This window comes from Geobacillus sp. WSUCF1 (genome assembly GCF_000422025.1).
Lineage (GTDB): Bacteria > Bacillota > Bacilli > Bacillales > Anoxybacillaceae > Geobacillus > Geobacillus zalihae.
Genome location: NZ_ATCO01000023.1, coordinates 11,824 through 27,412 on the forward strand (window position 1 = coordinate 11,824; position 15,589 = coordinate 27,412).

Here is a 15,589-nt window from a genome sequence, read left to right on the forward strand (position 1 = left end):
GGTCTATCATGTCTGACTGTCAGCATCAATTAAAATTGTTCGCTCTGAACTCGAACATGAAGTTGGCGAAGGAAATTGCAGAAGTCATGGGAATCGAGCTCGGCAAATGTTCCGTTTCCCGTTTCAGCGACGGGGAAATTCAAATCAACATTGAAGAAAGCATCCGCGGCGACGATGTGTTCGTCATTCAATCGACGAGCGTGCCGGTCAATGAGCATTTGATGGAGCTGCTTATCATGATCGACGCGTTAAAGCGCGCCTCGGCCCGCACGATCAATATCGTGATGCCGTATTACGGCTATGCCCGTCAAGACCGGAAAGCGCGTTCGCGCGAACCGATTACAGCGAAGCTGGTCGCCAACTTGCTCGAGACGGCCGGGGCGTCGCGCGTCATCACGCTTGATTTGCATGCCCCTCAAATTCAAGGATTTTTCGATATTCCAATCGATCATTTGATGGGTGTGCCCATTTTGGCGGATTATTTCAAAAGCAAACAATTGGAGGATATTGTCGTCGTCTCTCCGGACCATGGCGGTGTCACAAGGGCGCGCAAGCTCGCTGACCGTTTGAAAGCACCGATCGCCATTATTGATAAGCGCCGGCCGAAGCCGAACGTGGCGGAAGTGATGAACATTGTCGGGCAAGTGGCGGGGAAAACGGCTATTTTGATTGATGACATTATCGATACGGCCGGCACGATTACCCTTGCAGCCAACGCCCTCGCCGAGAATGGGGCGAAAGAAGTGTATGCATGTTGCACCCATCCGGTGCTGTCCGGTCCGGCGATTGAGCGCATCCAAAATTCCAGAATCAAGGAGCTTGTCGTCACCAATTCAATTGCCTTGCCAGAAGAGAAAAAAATTGATAAAATTGTAGAGCTGTCGGTGGCGCCGCTCATTGCCGAGGCCATTAGCCGCGTGTATGAAATGAAGTCTGTCAGCGTCCTGTTCGACTAACGCAGGAAAACATGTTTAGCCCTTCTTGTTTTAGGATAAAGTAGACAATAGATTCTAATTCAGGAAGGTGAGGAAACATGGCGATTGTGTTGGAAGCGAAGGAACGCGCAGACAAAAAACGTTCAACATTGCACCGCATTCGTTCACAAGGCGGCATTCCAGCGATTTTGTACGGCAAAAAAGTCGAAAACAAAATGATTTTCGTCAGCACTGCAGAGCTGGAGAAAGCGCTTCGTGAGGGCGGGCGCACAAGCTTGCTGACGCTGAAAGTCGGCGGTGAGGAACATTCCGTGTTGTTGCGCGAACTGCAGCGCGACCCGTTGCGCGGTCATCTTCTTCACGCTGATTTTCAAGCGGTTGACATGTCAACGGAGGTCGATATTGATGTGGAAGTCCGCTTGGTGGGTGAAGCGCCTGGCGTGAAAGACGGCGGTGTGCTGCAGCAAAACTTGCATGAGCTGTCGATCCGCGTCTTGCCGGCGAACATCCCGCCAGTGATTGAAGTGGACATTTCCGGCCTGCAAGTGGGCGATACCGTCACCGTGGGCGATGTGAAAACGGACGGCAAATTTGAAATCAATCATGAACCTTCCGAGGTGATCGCCACGATCTTGCCGCCGCAACAAGAGGAAGAAATCGATAGCGGCGAACAGCAAGAGGTAGGACAGCCTGACGCTGCGGAAGGAAGAGAAACGACGCCAGAAGAGTGACAGACGTAACCGTTTCGGTTACGTCTTTTGTAGTATCATGCAAAGAGAGGAGCGCGAGGATTGAAGCTGTTTGTCGGGCTCGGCAATCCGGGCAAGGAGTATGAGCAAACAAGGCACAATGTCGGCTTTTTCGTCATCGACGAACTGGCGAAGCGCTGGAATGTATCGTTAAAAACCGCTAAATTTCGCGGCTTGTTTGGAACGGCGTCCGTTTCTGGCGAAAAAGTAGCATTATGCAAGCCGTTGACATATATGAATTTATCAGGAGAATGTGTTCGCCCACTTATGGATTACTACGACATTGCCATCGATGATGTCATCGTCATTTACGATGACCTCGATCTCCCGCCAGGGAAAATCCGCCTTCGCTTAAAAGGGAGTTCCGGCGGCCATAACGGCGTCAAATCGCTCATTCACCACCTTGGCACCGAGCAGTTTAAGCGCATCCGCATCGGCATCGGCCGGCCGGCCGGCGGTCAGCCGGTCACGGACTACGTGCTAGGCCGATTTACAGAAGAGGAGAAACCGGCGGTGGACAAAGCGGTGCTGCGGGCGGCCGATGCGTGTGAACAGGCGGTGAAGGCGCCATTTATTCAAGTGATGAATGATTTTAACGAGTGAATATTTTCCTCTGAACTGGTGCACAATGTGAGTACGGGAGGCGGCCGAAGCGTCGGCTTTTCCTGCCTTGTGGACGGAACAGCAGGTGCCCAGTGAGGAGGTTGGCTTGAATGGCGCTACATTACTATTGCCGCCATTGCGGTGCAAAAGTCGGAACGATTGAGCAAATGCCGATATACAGCGAGAAACTGGGATTCCACCACTTAACGGAAGAGGAACGGCTCGAGATGATTTCGTATGAACCGAACGGTGACATTCATGTGAAAACGATTTGCGAAGACTGTCAAGAGGCGTTGGCGCGAAACCCGGAATGGCATCAATACGAAAAATTCATCCATTAAGGGCGGCTTTGGGCGACCAAAGCGTTTTTGCGTTTGCGAAAGAATAGTGAGACGGAAAGAAACTGGCGTTGAGAGGAGGGAGAATAGGGGTGCTTTCGTTGCATCGCTATTTAGCTGAAAACCAAGATGTCCGTACGATCATTGAAGGGCTCCATGTCCGTTTGAAGGAACAGCTTGTCGCCGGGCTGTCCGGATCGGCCCGGTCTGTTTTTATTTCCACGCTTTACAAGGAGACAGGCCGGCCGCTGTTAGTCGTGTCTCACAATTTGTTTCAGGCGCAAAAAATGTATGACGATCTCGTTTCGTTGCTCGGGCCGGAAGACGTGTTCCTTTATTCAGTGAACGAAGTGATCGCCGCTGAGATGGCGGTCGCCAGCCCGGAGCTGAAGGCACAGCGCTTAGAGATTATGAACCATTGGGTGCAAGGCGGAAAAGGAGTCGTCGTCTGCCCGGTCGCCGGCTTGCGGCGTTTGTTGCCGCCGCCGTCGCTTTGGAAGCAGTATTTGTTCACCTTCTCCGTTGGACAAGAGTTCGATGTAGAACGTTGTAAACAGAAGTTTGTGCAAATGGGGTACAAACGGGTCGGCACCGTTTCCGCCCCCGGAGAGTTCAGCGTCCGCGGCGGCATCATCGACATTTATCCATTGACCGCTGAGCTTCCGTACCGCATCGAGCTGTTTGATACGGAAATCGAATCGATTCGGACGTTCACTCCTGACGACCAACGTTCGCAAGGGCAAATCGAGCGCATCATGATCGGGCCGGCCGATGAAATCATTCTCGATGGTGAGACGCGGCGCCGAGGAATCGAGCGGATTGAAGCGGGACTTGCGTCGAGTTTGGAGACGATGAAAGATGAGGCCGCCAAACAGCGGATGTATGAACATATTCACGCTGAGCTTGAGCAATTGCGCGAGGGGCAGGAAATCGAGCAACAATATAAATATATGTCCCTTTTTTATGAAAAGGTTGCGAGTTTGCTAGATTACCTGCCAGAAGACGGCGTGCTGCTCATGGATGAAATGAGCCGGCTGCAAGAGGCGGCGGAACGGTTGGACCGCGAAGAGGCGGAATGGTATACGAGTTTGCTTGACGGCGGGAAAATGATTCATGGCGTGCCGCTTTCGCATTCGTTTTCTGAATTATTGCAAAAACATCGATTCCAGCGGGTATACTTATCGTTGTTTTTGCGCCATGTTCCGTATGCCCACCCACAAAACGTCGTCAATATTACGTGCAAACAGATGCAAAACTTCCATGGGCAAATGGCGCTTCTTCAATCCGAAGTCGAGCGATGGACAAAGGCAAACTATGCGGTCGTGTTTTTGGCGCCAAATGCAGAGCGGGTGAAAAAGCTGCAATCATTGCTTCAAGATTATGAGATTGACGCGCTGCCGCTCGCGCGCGATGCGGCTTTGCTGCATGGCAAATGCCAGCTCCTTGAAGGAGATTTAAATACCGGGTTTGAATTGCCGTTGCAAAAAATTGCCGTCATCACAGAAGAAGAGCTGTTCAAAAAACGGGTCAAACGCCCGGTGCGCCGGCAAAAGCTGTCCAACGCCGAGCGGATCAAAAGCTACGCCGAATTGCAAGTCGGCGACTACGTCGTCCATGTCAACCATGGCATCGGGAAATATTTAGGCATCGAGACGTTAGAAATCAACGGGGTGCATAAAGACTATATTCATATCCAGTACCAAGGCGGCGATACGCTGTATGTTCCGGTCGACCAAATCGATCAAGTGCAAAAATACGTCGGCTCGGAAGGAAAAGAGCCAAAAATTTACAAACTCGGCGGTTCGGAATGGAAAAAGGTCAAAAGGAAAGTGGAATCATCCGTCCAGGATATTGCTGAAGATTTAATCAAGCTGTACGCCGAGCGTGAGGCAAGCAAAGGATATGCGTTTTCGCCGGACACCGAGATGCAGCGCGAATTTGAAGCGGCGTTTCCGTATCAAGAGACGGAAGATCAGCTTCGGTCGATTGAGGAAATTAAGCGTGATATGGAGAGCGACAAACCGATGGACCGCCTCCTTTGCGGCGATGTCGGCTACGGGAAGACGGAAGTGGCGTTGCGGGCGGCGTTTAAAGCCATTATGGACGGCAAACAAGTGGCCTTTCTTGTGCCGACGACGATCCTAGCCCAACAGCATTACGAAACGGTGCGCGAACGGTTTCAAGGGTTTCCGATCAAGGTTGGTCTGTTAAACCGATTTCGCACGAAAAAACAGCAAGCCGAGACAATCAAAGGGTTGAAGGACGGCACGATCGATATGGTCATCGGCACGCATCGGCTGCTGTCGAAAGACGTGAAGTTTAAAGATTTAGGCTTGCTCATTATCGACGAGGAGCAACGGTTTGGCGTGGCGCATAAAGAAAAAATCAAGCAGCTGAAGGCGAACATCGACGTGCTCACCTTAACGGCGACGCCGATTCCGCGTACGTTGCATATGTCGATGATCGGCGTGCGCGATTTGTCGATCATCGAGACGCCGCCTGAAAACCGATTCCCGGTGCAAACGTATGTCATGGAATATACGCCCGAACTCGTCAAAGAGACGATTGAACGTGAGCTCGCCCGCGACGGGCAGGTGTTTTTCCTTTACAACCATATTGAAGACATCGATTTGAAAGCGGAAGAAATCGCACAGCTTGTCCCGGAAGCGCGCGTCACTTACGTGCATGGCCGCATGTCGGAAACGGAGCTCGAATCGACCATTTTGGCGTTTTTGGAAGGGCAATACGATGTGCTGGTGACGACGACGATCATTGAAACGGGCATCGATATTCCGAATGTCAACACGCTCATCGTCTATGACGCCGACCGGATGGGATTGTCGCAGCTGTACCAGCTGCGCGGGCGCGTCGGCCGCTCCAACCGCGTCGCTTATGCGTATTTCACCTATCGGAAAGATAAAGTGCTCAATGAAGCGGCAGAAAAGCGGCTGCAAGCCATTAAAGAGTTTACCGAGCTCGGCTCTGGTTTTAAAATTGCCATGCGCGATTTGTCGATCCGCGGCGCGGGCAACATTCTCGGCGCCGAACAGCATGGCTTTATCGACTCGGTCGGATTCGATTTGTATTCGCAAATGTTGAAAGAAGCGATCGAGAAACGGCGCGGCATCAAGCGAGAAGACGAGCAGCCGGATGTCGTCATCGATGTCGAAGTCGACGCCTATATTCCGAGCACATACATTGCAGACGAATTGCAAAAGATCGAGATGTACAAGCGATTTAAGGCAGTGGAGACGCTCGAAGACATTGAGGAGCTGCGTGAGGAAATGGTCGACCGCTTCGGCGATTATCCAGATGAAGTTGCGTATTTGTTCCAAATTGCGGAGTTGAAGGTGTTGGCCAAGCAGCTTGGCGTCGAATCGATGAAGCAACATAAGCAGCAAATTGACATCTTGTTTACTGAACCGGCATCGAAAACGGTGGAAATCCAGCGTCTATCTGACATTGGACGCCGGCATGGCCGCTTATTCGGGTTTGGCATGGACGGAGCGAAGTTGAAAATTGTGCTCTATATCAAGGAAATGAAGCCGCACGAGTGGCTGATGATTTTAGAAGAGACGCTGCGGCGGCTGTCTGGGGTGGAAAAAGAGAAGTCGGTGACGGCATAATCAAGAAAAAGTTTTATGATGTTTATCGTTTCCTGCATGTGGCGATAATGAAGGATGGGCAATTTTATCTAAAATGGCCAAAATCACTTTCATCACGTATAGAACGTGGATTGTGAAGGATACTAATGACAACAATGGTGAATTCCCCATTGCAAGGGTTCATCGGAGTATCCTTCAAATCCTAGATGAAAGTGAGGGTATACAAGGCATGAAAGCAACCGGTATTGTTCGTCGCATTGATGATTTAGGGAGAGTTGTTATTCCGAAGGAAATTCGCAGAACGTTGCGCATTCGCGAAGGAGATCCGCTCGAAATATTTGTTGACCGCGATGGAGAAGTCATTTTGAAAAAATATTCGCCGATCAGTGAATTAGGCGACTTTGCCAAAGAGTACGCCGAAGCGCTGTTTGACAGCCTCGGCCAGCCTGTGCTCATTTGCGACCGCGATGTATACATCGCTGTCGCCGGCGTTTCGAAAAAAGAGTATATGAACAAAAGCGTCAGCCCGTTGGTGGAAAAAGCCATGGAAGACCGCAATTCCATCCTCCATACGGAGGAAGGGGAAGTCGAGCTCGTTGACGGGATGACGGAAACGTTGAAATCGTATACGATCGGCCCGATTGTCGCCAACGGCGATCCGATCGGAGCCGTCATCATTTTATCGCGGGAGAAAACGCTTGGTGAAGTGGAGCATAAAGCAGTAGAAACAGCCGCCAGCTTTTTGGCTCGACAAATGGAACAATAGGCGAAACAACAAGGCAGCTTCACAGGCTGCCTTTTTTTCCGCCCGGCAAATGGGGGCGAGATGCCTTGAATCCCGGAATCGCTTCCACATCCTGCTTTTTTCGTCCGCCTGGCTTGCGGAACAGCGCATGAAGCCGTGCGAGTTGACCATCACCTTTGTCCAACAGGCGGAAGTTGCGCTATAATATCGAGCGTAGCCATCATGGCGCTTGGCGGCTTCTATTGCCCTCCGGCGTCTAGGTTTGAGTGGGTTGTCTATGCGAGGGGAGAAACTGGATGGGAAACGTATGGAAAGGGGCGGCGATCTTAACGGCCGCCGCTTTGGCCGCAAAACTATTAAGCGCTTTGTACCGTGTTCCGTATCAAAATATGGTCGGGGACATTGGTTTTTATATTTACCAACAAGTATACCCGATTTATGGCATCGTCGTCGCACTCTCGCTGACCGGCTACCCGGTTGCCGTCTCGAAGCTTGTCGCCGAGCGGTTGGCGGGACAGGATGAAGCGGGCGCTGCCGCTAGTGTGCGCGTCGCCTTGTTGGTGTTAAGCGTCCTTGGCGTCATCCTGTTTGCTTCGCTGTATCTAGGGGCGGGGGTGATTGCCTCGGCGATGGGCGATGGACGGCTTACGCCGCTCGTGCGCTTGCTTTCATTTTCGTTTTTGCTGTTTCCGCCCATCGCGTTGTTGCGTGGCTATTTCCAAGGGCGGCATGATATGACGCCGACGGCGGCGTCCCAAGTTGGCGAGCAATTCGTGCGGGTGGCGGCGATTTTAGGGCTGTCGTATGGAGCGGTGCAGCGCGGCGCCGACGTCTATGCTTGCGGCATGGCAGCGGTCGCAGGGACGCTAATAGGCATGGCGGCGGCGCTTTTCATTTTGCTTTTCTTCCTGTCCCGGCGTCGGCGCCTAAAAACGTCGGGCCGCACGCCGCCAGCTTGGGATCGACAGGTGGGCCGGCGTTTATTGACGGCGGGGACGGTCATTTGCTTGACGAATATGGCGTTGACGCTGATTCCACTCGTCGATTCATTTTTATTCGTTCCGCTTCTACAGGAAGCGGGGGCAAGGCTCGATGAGGTGCAGCGGCTAAAAGGAGTGTACGACCGCGGTCAGCCGCTCATTCAGCTCGGCACGGTCGTCGGCACGTCGTTTTCATTGGCGCTTGTTCCACTTCTTTCCGGAGCGCGCCGCCAAGGTGCCGTTTTCGCCTATGGAGCGCTGTCCATCCGGCTTGCCGTTGTCATTGGGCTTGGTGCTTCGTTAGGGCTCATTTGCCTCATTCGACCGATCAATGCGATGTTGTTCGAGAATGACTACGGTTCGTCGGTTCTCGCCGTCTTGTCCTCCTCTGTCTTTTTTACTACGATCGCGTTGACCGCCTCTGCATTATTGCAAGGAATGGGGAGGGAATGGACGGCCGCTGCCGGCGTGGCGTTGGCAGTGGCGGGGAAGGCCGCGCTTATGCATTGGCTTGCTCCGCGGTTTGGAGCGCTTGGCGCCGCCGCGGCGACGACGGGTGCTTATGCGCTCATGGCAGGCTTTTTATGCGCCTTTTTGCCGCGTGAATATCGGACGGCGGGCCGGAAATACATGTACCCAACCGTGAAAGCGGCCGCTATGATGGCCGTCGTCTTGCATGGGTATAGGTGGCTGATGGACAGCTCGAGCGAGGGGCGGCTATGGGCGGCTGCCGAGGCGCTTGGCGGCGTTGCCATCGGTGCTGTCGTTTACCTTGCGTGTATTGTGAAAGGACATGTTTTTTCTGAACAGGAGTTGGCAGCTTTCCCATTGGCTAATAAATTCCGTCTACGATTAGGAGGCAGGTGATCGGCGATGAATACGATTTATGTGTTCGGCCTCGGCGCCGGAGATGTAAAACAGCTGCCGATCGGTGTGTACCGAAAGCTAAAGCGGGCGCATCCGCTCTTTTTGCGGACGAAAGAACACCCGGTGGTCAAATGGCTTACGGAGGAAGGGATTGCGTTTACGTCATTTGATGAAGTGTATGAAAAACACGAGCAGTTTGCTGATGTGTACGCTGACATCGTCGATCAATTGACGGAACAGGCGAAGCGCGGCGATGTGTTTTACGCTGTTCCCGGCCATCCGCTTGTTGCCGAGCGGACGGTGCAGCTTCTTTTCGAAGCTGAGCGGCGCGGCGTCTGCCGAATCGTGATCGAAGGTGGTCAAAGCTTTTTGGATGCGCTGTTTACGGCGGTGCGCATCGATCCAATTGAAGGGTTTCAATTGCTTGATGCGACGACTTTTCGAGGAGAAGAATGGTCGCCTTCACTGCATGCTGTTTTTTGTCAAGTGTACGATTCGTTTGTGGCCTCGAACGTGAAGCTTTCTTTGATGGAGCAGCTTCCCGACGATTACCCGATCTACATTGTCACCGCGGCAGGCACGAAGGACGAGCAAGTAAAGCGCGTGCCGCTTTATGAGTTGGACCGCGAGACGGAGCTTGACAACTTGACAAGCGTCTACGTGCCGCCGGTGAAGGACGAGCCGTTGCTTTACCACCGGTTTGAGACGCTGCGCCGCGTCATCGCCACGCTGAGAGGGCCGAACGGCTGTCCATGGGATCGGAAGCAGACGCATGCGTCGCTGAAGCGCTATTTGCTTGAGGAGGCGTATGAGCTGCTCGAGGCGATTGACGAGGGTGACGATGATCATATGGTCGAGGAGCTCGGCGACGTATTGCTGCAAGTGATGCTCCATGCGCAAATCGGCGCCGACCGAGGGTTGTTTTCGATCGACGACGTCATCCGCACGCTGACGGCGAAAATGATCCGACGCCACCCGCATGTGTTTGGCGATGTCACGGCCGAGACGGCCGAACAAGTCGTTGCCAACTGGGAGAAGATCAAGGAGAAAGAAAAAGGGGGCGGGCTTTCGGAATCGATTCTTGCCGACATTCCGAAAAGTCTGCCGGGGACGATGCGGGCGTACGAGCTGCAGAAACGAGCGGCGAAAGTCGGGTTTGACTGGGATGATGCCGCGCCGATATGGCAAAAAGTCGAAGAAGAAATGGCCGAGTTTCGAGCCGAAACGTCCGGCGGCCGTCGCGATCGGCTTGTCGGCGAGTTTGGCGATCTATTGTTCGCGCTCATCAACCTTGCCCGTTATTACGGGATTCAACCAGAAGAAGCGTTGCAAATGGCCAATGACAAATTTGCCCGCCGTTTCGCTTATATCGAGGAACAAGTGCGAAAAAGCGGCCGATCGATCACCTCGTTTTCGCTTGCCGAACTCGATCGTTTTTGGGAAGAAGCCAAAGAAAACGAACGGTAAGGGGGATCATGCAATGCGCCTTGATAAATTTTTAAAAGTGTCCCGCCTCATCAAACGCCGCACGTTGGCGAAGGAAATCGCCGATCAAGGGAGAGTGTGGATCAACGGCCATGTCGCCAAAGCGAGCTCTGATGTGAAAGTCGGCGATGAATTGACGATTCAATTTGGGCAAAAGCGGGTAACGGTAAAAGTGACGGATCTAAAAGAAACAACGAAAAAAGAGGAGGCAACCGGGCTGTACGAATTGATCCGCGAAGAACGGACCACCCCGGCGCCGGAACAAGACGACGTCTAATTTGTCCTGCAGGCTTGTTCTAAACCATCCCCCGCTGACATACATATGGTACAAACAACGGATGAGAAAAGGCGGTTGGCCTTGCCGGCTTTCTATACTAAATGGAAATGCGGGGGATGAACATGAGTCGACACGATGAATTTGGCGGAAGCACGAACAAAGGTCCGGTCCAGGAACATGATGTGATCATGCGCGGCCGGCGCCTTCTTGACATCACCGGGGTGAAACAAGTCGAGAGCTTTGACAACGAGGAGTTTTTGCTTGAGACGGTCATGGGCTTTTTGGCCATCCGCGGGCAAAACTTGCAGATGAAAAACTTAGATGTCGACAAAGGCGTTGTTTCGATTAAAGGGCGCATTTTCGACCTCGTTTATTTAGATGACCATCAGGAGAAGGCTAAAGGATTCTTTAGCAAGTTGTTCAAATGAATGTCAGCATACAGCTGTACACCATGCTGGCGATGATTGGCATGGGCGGCTGGCTTGGCCTGGCGTGGGATACGTACAGTCGGATGTTGAAACGGCATGAGCGGGCGCACTGGCTCGTCTTTGTGAATGACGTGCTGTTTTGGGCGGTGCAGGCGCTCATCGTGTTTTATGTGCTTCTTTTCGTCAATGAAGGCGAGCTTCGCTTTTATTTGTTTCTCGCGCTTTTATGCGGATATGCCGCTTATCAAAGCTTGCTCCGCTCCTTTTATGTTCGGGTGCTCGAGTGGTTCATTGGGCTTGCGGTAAGACTCGGACAGACGCTCGTTCAGCTGTTCCGCCTCATGGTCATGCGCCCGCTCATCCTCCTTGGGCAAATGGCGCTGGCACTTCTATTGTTCGCTTGGCGGCTTTTGTTGTGGATCGTTCGGTTTGTGCTGCTGGCTGTTTGGAAGATGATCCGCCTTTTGCTTGCTCCGCTGCGTTGGACGGGCATCATGATTTGGCGGCGGGTGCCGCCGCAAAGACGAGCCGGGGTGGAAAAATTTTTTCGACGTTTAAAAGGATTTGCTGGACAAATCAAGAATACAAAAGAGAAAATAAGCATGTGGTTTGCGAAATGGCGCGAGTAAAAGAGGTGTAAACGCGATGAACGTGCCCCGGAGAACGAATGTGACGAAGCTGTCGTCGACGTACATAGCTGAGCATGAGGAGAAAAAGCAGAAGGCGGCGAGAAGACGGCGGGCTGTCGCTGTCCGTTTGGTTGTCTGGTCGTTGTTGTTTGCGATGTTCGCCTCCGCTCTTGTCTACACCTTGCACTCGCAAGCGAAGGCGATCGATGCAAAAACGGCGGAACAGCAAAAGCTGAAAGAGCAGCTTGCGGAGCTTAAACGGAAGGAAAAGCAACTGAAAGAGGAAATGAAAAAGTTGCATGATGATGACTATATCGCCGAGCTGGCGCGGAAAAAATATTACTTATCGAAAGATGGAGAAATTATTTTCGTCTTGCCGGAAAAATAATTTTGCCTGCGAATGCCCGTTTTCTATGGGCATTCGTCATATTGACACGCATTTTTTTCATTCGCTATAATAAAAAAAAACACCATCTTTAAAGCGTTTTAAGGAGGAGCACTTTTTTTTATGTCGATTGAAGTAGGCAGCAAGTTACAAGGCAAGGTCACGGGCATTACGAAATTTGGGGCGTTTGTGGAGCTGCCGGAGGGGGTCACAGGACTCGTTCACATTAGCGAGGTAGCCGATAACTATGTCAAAGACATCAACGATCATCTGAAAGTCGGCGATATGGTGTATGTCAAAGTCATCAACGTCGGTCAAGATGGAAAAATTGGCCTGTCCATTCGCAAAGCAAAAGACACGCCTTCTTCGCAGCGGCCGCGCCATCGGACAAACGACCGCTCCGCGGCGGACAGCTTAGAACAAAAAATCAGCCGATTCTTAAAAGAGAGTGAAGACCGATTGGCATCGTTGCGCCGTCATACGGAGTCGAAGCGGGGAGGTCGTGGAGCGAGACGAGGGTAACTTGCTGCTGAAAGATTGTTTGAAGGATGACAAATTAGGAAACAAGCATCCGTCGCTATGGATGCTTTTTTGTTTCTGTATGGAATAAGAGGATATATTTCCCCTCTGCATTTTCCGCCTATATGTATTGACAATCGTCATCTCCTCCGTTATGATATAAACTGTTGTCACACGGCGGTGTAGCTCAGCTGGCTAGAGCGTACGGTTCATACCCGTGAGGTCGGGGGTTCGATCCCCTCCACCGCCACCAACAATCAAACATGGCCCGTTGGTCAAGTGGTTAAGACACCGCCCTTTCACGGCGGTAACACGGGTTCGAATCCCGTACGGGTCATCGCAAACGAGCATGCGCCATCAAGCGACATGCTCGTTTTTCTTTTTTGTCTCTTTCTGTCGGAACAAGCCTGTTGACCGCGTTTTGCCGTGGAAAACGTCGAACGATTTTTTATTTTTCTCTGTGGTTTTGACAAATTTCTGACAATTCAAGCTATATAATAGGGGGTAATAGAAAGGTAAAGGAGAGGATCGGGAATGGAAAGAGTAGAAAGAGGGACGGTGCGCCGCAGCATTTCGGAAGTGCCGATTCATGACACGCAAGCAACGGTGTCGCGCTGGATGCGCCATGTGAAGCTGCGCCTTGGTCATCTGTTCATCCATCAAGGCTTTTTGCTTCTTCTTGTCGGCTTTTTGCTTGGACGAGCGTTGATTTTATCGAAGCTGACCCCGTTCGCTTTGCCATTTTTCGTTTCGGTCTATATGCTGCGCCGCGACAAGGCCGCTTTTGCGTTGATCTCGCTGTTGGCCGGTGCTTTGACGCTGTCGCTTGATGTGGCGCTGTTTGTCGGCATTTCCATTTTTGGTTTTCTCTTTATTTACGGATGGGTGCGGAGGGTGATCAGTGAGTCACTGAAAATCGTTCCATTTGTTGTGTTTGTGCTGTCTCTTTCCGCCAAATGGCTGATCTCCTATTATTGGCTCGGAGAGCGATCGGTCTACGGCGCCGCCATGGCGGTCGTCGAAGCCGGGCTGTCGCTTGTATTGACCTTGATTTTTATGCAAAGCATCCCGTTGTTGACAGTGCAGAAGCATAAACATGCGTTGCGAGCGGAAGAGATCATTTCGTTGATCATTTTGCTCGCCTCGATGTTGACCGGGATGATCGGTTGGGCTGTGTACGGTTTGTCGCTTGAGCATGTGATGTCGCGCTACCTCGTTTTGTTGTTCGCGTTTGTCGCCGGGGCGGCGACCGGCTCCACCGTCGGCGTTGTCACCGGGCTTGTACTGAGCTTGGCAAATGTCGGCAACTTGTCGGAAATGAGTTTGCTTGCTTTCGCCGGGCTGCTTGGCGGGTTGCTGAGGGAAGGGAAAAAACTTGGGGTGGCGTTCGGCCTCCTCGTCGCGACGCTGTTGCTTGGTTTATACGGCGAAGGGAAGAGTGAGCTTGTGCCGACGTTGCTTGAATCCGGCATCGCAATTATGCTGTTTTTTGGTACATCCCGTTCACTGACGGAGAAAATCGCCAAATACATTCCCGGCACGGCAGAATATATCAATGAGCAACAACAATACGTCCGGAAAATCCGCGATATGACGGTGCAACGCGTCTCGCAGTTTTCCAACGTCTTTCAGGCGCTGGCGGAAAGCTTTTCGCCCGAACCGCTTCCGGATGCCAATGAATACAGCGACCGTGAAGTCGACTATTTTTTGAGCGACATCACGGAAAAAACGTGCCAAACGTGCTTTAAGAAGACGCAATGCTGGGCGGACAACTTTCGTACAACCTATGCGTACATGAAGCAAATGATGGGCGAGGCGGACGAAAAAACATTGTCGCAAAACCATCAGTTGCTGCGCGAGTGGGAGCGGTATTGCGTCAAGGCCGGCAAAGTCGTCGACGCGATTGAAAAAGAGATGGTTGCTTATCAAGCAAACCGCAAGCTCAAACGGCAAATCCACGAAAGCCGGAAGCTTGTCGCTGAACAGCTGTTGGGCGTTTCGCAAGTGATGGACGATTTCGCCAAAGAAATGCAGAAAGAACAGGAAAACCATTATTTGCAGGAAGAACAAATTTACCATGCGCTGCAAGAGTTTGGCATCGAAGTGGGCCATGTCGACATTTACAGTTTGGAAAAAGGAAATATCGATATTGAAATGAGCATTCCTTACTGCGAAGGGCGGGGTGAGTGCGAAAAACTGATCGCGCCGATGCTGTCAGATATTTTAGGAGAGACGATCGTCGTCAAGCGCGAAGAGTGCGCCGCCTACCCGAACGGCTACTGCCGCGTCGCCTTCGGCTCGACGAAAGCGTTCGTCGTCGAAACGGGCGTCGCGTTTGCCGCCAAAGGAGGGGGGTTCATTTCTGGCGACAGTTATGCAACGATTGAACTTGCTACCGGCAAGTACGCCGTTGCCATCAGCGATGGCATGGGCAATGGGGAGCGGGCGCATGACGAAAGCCGCGAGACGCTGCGCCTGTTGCAAAAGATTTTGCAGACGGGAATGGACGAGTCGATTGCCATCAAATCGATCAATTCGATTTTGGCATTGCGGACGACAGAAGACATGTATGCGACGCTCGATTTGGCCATCATCGACTTGCAAAACGCGGTGACGAAGTTTTTGAAAATCGGATCGACGCCAAGCTTTATTAAGCGCGGTGACAAGGTGATGAAAGTGGAAGCGAGCAACTTGCCGATGGGCATCATTAAAGAAGTGGAATTTGACGTTGTCACCGAGCAGCTGAAATCGGGCGACTTGCTCATTATGATGAGCGATGGTGTGTTTGAAGGGCCGATGAACGTCGAAAACCATGATGTTTGGATGAAGCGGAAAATTCAAGAATTAAAGACGAACGACCCGCAGGAAGTCGCCGATTTGATCATGGAAGAAGTGATTCGCCAATGCGGCGGCGAGATTGAAGACGATATGACCGTCGTTGTCGCCAAAGTTCGGCACAATACGCCGAAATGGGCGACGATTCCGGCATACATGTATATGAAAAAGGCGCAATAGCTAGCGTATAAAAACGTTCCCCTGCGGCG

Annotated in this window: 14 protein-coding genes and 2 tRNA genes; all 16 read left to right on the forward strand. The window is 52.0% G+C overall.

Features of this window, described 5'->3' with window-relative positions; genetic code table 11:
• Window positions 1-8: 8 nt before the first annotated feature.
• The 16 genes from I656_RS12720 (at window position 9) to spoIIE (ending at window position 15,560) form a co-directional block, all read left to right on the forward strand.
• The gene (locus tag I656_RS12720; RefSeq protein ID WP_011229559.1) at window positions 9-956 is read left to right on the forward strand and encodes a ribose-phosphate diphosphokinase; all 948 of its coding nucleotides are present in this window, start codon (window positions 9-11) and stop codon (window positions 954-956) included.
• Between the two features lie 77 nt (window positions 957-1,033).
• Entirely contained in the window at window positions 1,034-1,666 is a 633-nt protein-coding gene (locus tag I656_RS12715; RefSeq protein ID WP_020754006.1) for a 50S ribosomal protein L25/general stress protein Ctc, read from the forward strand.
• Window positions 1,667-1,726: 60 nt separating this feature from the next.
• The gene (pth, locus tag I656_RS12710) at window positions 1,727-2,287 is read left to right on the forward strand and encodes an aminoacyl-tRNA hydrolase (protein ID WP_011229561.1); all 561 of its coding nucleotides are present in this window, start codon (window positions 1,727-1,729) and stop codon (window positions 2,285-2,287) included.
• A gap of 110 nt (window positions 2,288-2,397) precedes the next feature.
• Entirely contained in the window at window positions 2,398-2,628 is a 231-nt protein-coding gene (locus I656_RS12705; RefSeq protein WP_011229562.1) for an anti-sigma-F factor Fin family protein, read from the forward strand.
• 89 nt (window positions 2,629-2,717) lie between these two features.
• A complete protein-coding gene (mfd, locus tag I656_RS12700; RefSeq protein ID WP_033004798.1) occupies window positions 2,718-6,251 on the forward strand; it encodes a transcription-repair coupling factor in 3,534 nt (1,177 codons plus the stop codon).
• A gap of 208 nt (window positions 6,252-6,459) precedes the next feature.
• Window positions 6,460-6,996: a stage V sporulation protein T gene (spoVT, locus tag I656_RS12695; protein ID WP_011229564.1), complete on the forward strand. Its 537-nt coding sequence runs from the start codon at window positions 6,460-6,462 to the stop codon at window positions 6,994-6,996.
• Between the two features lie 275 nt (window positions 6,997-7,271).
• Entirely contained in the window at window positions 7,272-8,822 is a 1,551-nt protein-coding gene (locus tag I656_RS12690) for an oligosaccharide flippase family protein (protein ID WP_015373705.1), read from the forward strand.
• A 6-nt stretch (window positions 8,823-8,828) separates the two neighbouring features.
• Window positions 8,829-10,289 (forward strand): nucleoside triphosphate pyrophosphohydrolase, encoded by a 1,461-nt coding sequence (gene mazG, locus I656_RS12685; RefSeq protein ID WP_011229566.1) that lies wholly within the window; start codon window positions 8,829-8,831, stop codon window positions 10,287-10,289.
• Between the two features lie 13 nt (window positions 10,290-10,302).
• Window positions 10,303-10,584: an RNA-binding S4 domain-containing protein gene (locus tag I656_RS12680; RefSeq protein WP_012820451.1), complete on the forward strand. Its 282-nt coding sequence runs from the start codon at window positions 10,303-10,305 to the stop codon at window positions 10,582-10,584.
• A 122-nt stretch (window positions 10,585-10,706) separates the two neighbouring features.
• Window positions 10,707-11,012, forward strand: coding sequence for a sporulation protein YabP (yabP, locus tag I656_RS12675; protein WP_012820452.1), 306 nt, complete (start codon window positions 10,707-10,709; stop codon window positions 11,010-11,012).
• Window positions 11,009-11,641: a spore cortex biosynthesis protein YabQ gene (gene yabQ / locus I656_RS12670; RefSeq protein WP_012820453.1), complete on the forward strand. Its 633-nt coding sequence runs from the start codon at window positions 11,009-11,011 to the stop codon at window positions 11,639-11,641. The genes yabP and yabQ overlap by 4 nt, the downstream gene beginning before the upstream one ends.
• A gap of 16 nt (window positions 11,642-11,657) precedes the next feature.
• A complete protein-coding gene (locus I656_RS12665) occupies window positions 11,658-12,029 on the forward strand; it encodes a septum formation initiator family protein (protein ID WP_012820454.1) in 372 nt (123 codons plus the stop codon).
• A gap of 120 nt (window positions 12,030-12,149) precedes the next feature.
• Window positions 12,150-12,548 carry a S1 domain-containing RNA-binding protein gene (locus tag I656_RS12660; RefSeq protein WP_011229571.1) on the forward strand — a complete coding sequence of 133 codons (399 nt, stop codon included), beginning with the start codon at window positions 12,150-12,152 and terminating at the stop codon, window positions 12,546-12,548.
• A gap of 173 nt (window positions 12,549-12,721) precedes the next feature.
• Window positions 12,722-12,798: transfer RNA gene (locus I656_RS12655), tRNA-Met, on the forward strand.
• 12 nt (window positions 12,799-12,810) lie between these two features.
• Window positions 12,811-12,882: transfer RNA gene (locus tag I656_RS12650), tRNA-Glu, on the forward strand.
• 197 nt (window positions 12,883-13,079) lie between these two features.
• Window positions 13,080-15,560, forward strand: a complete 2,481-nt coding sequence (spoIIE, locus tag I656_RS12645) for a stage II sporulation protein E (protein ID WP_020754012.1) — start codon at window positions 13,080-13,082, stop codon at window positions 15,558-15,560.
• Window positions 15,561-15,589: the final 29 nt, after the last annotated feature.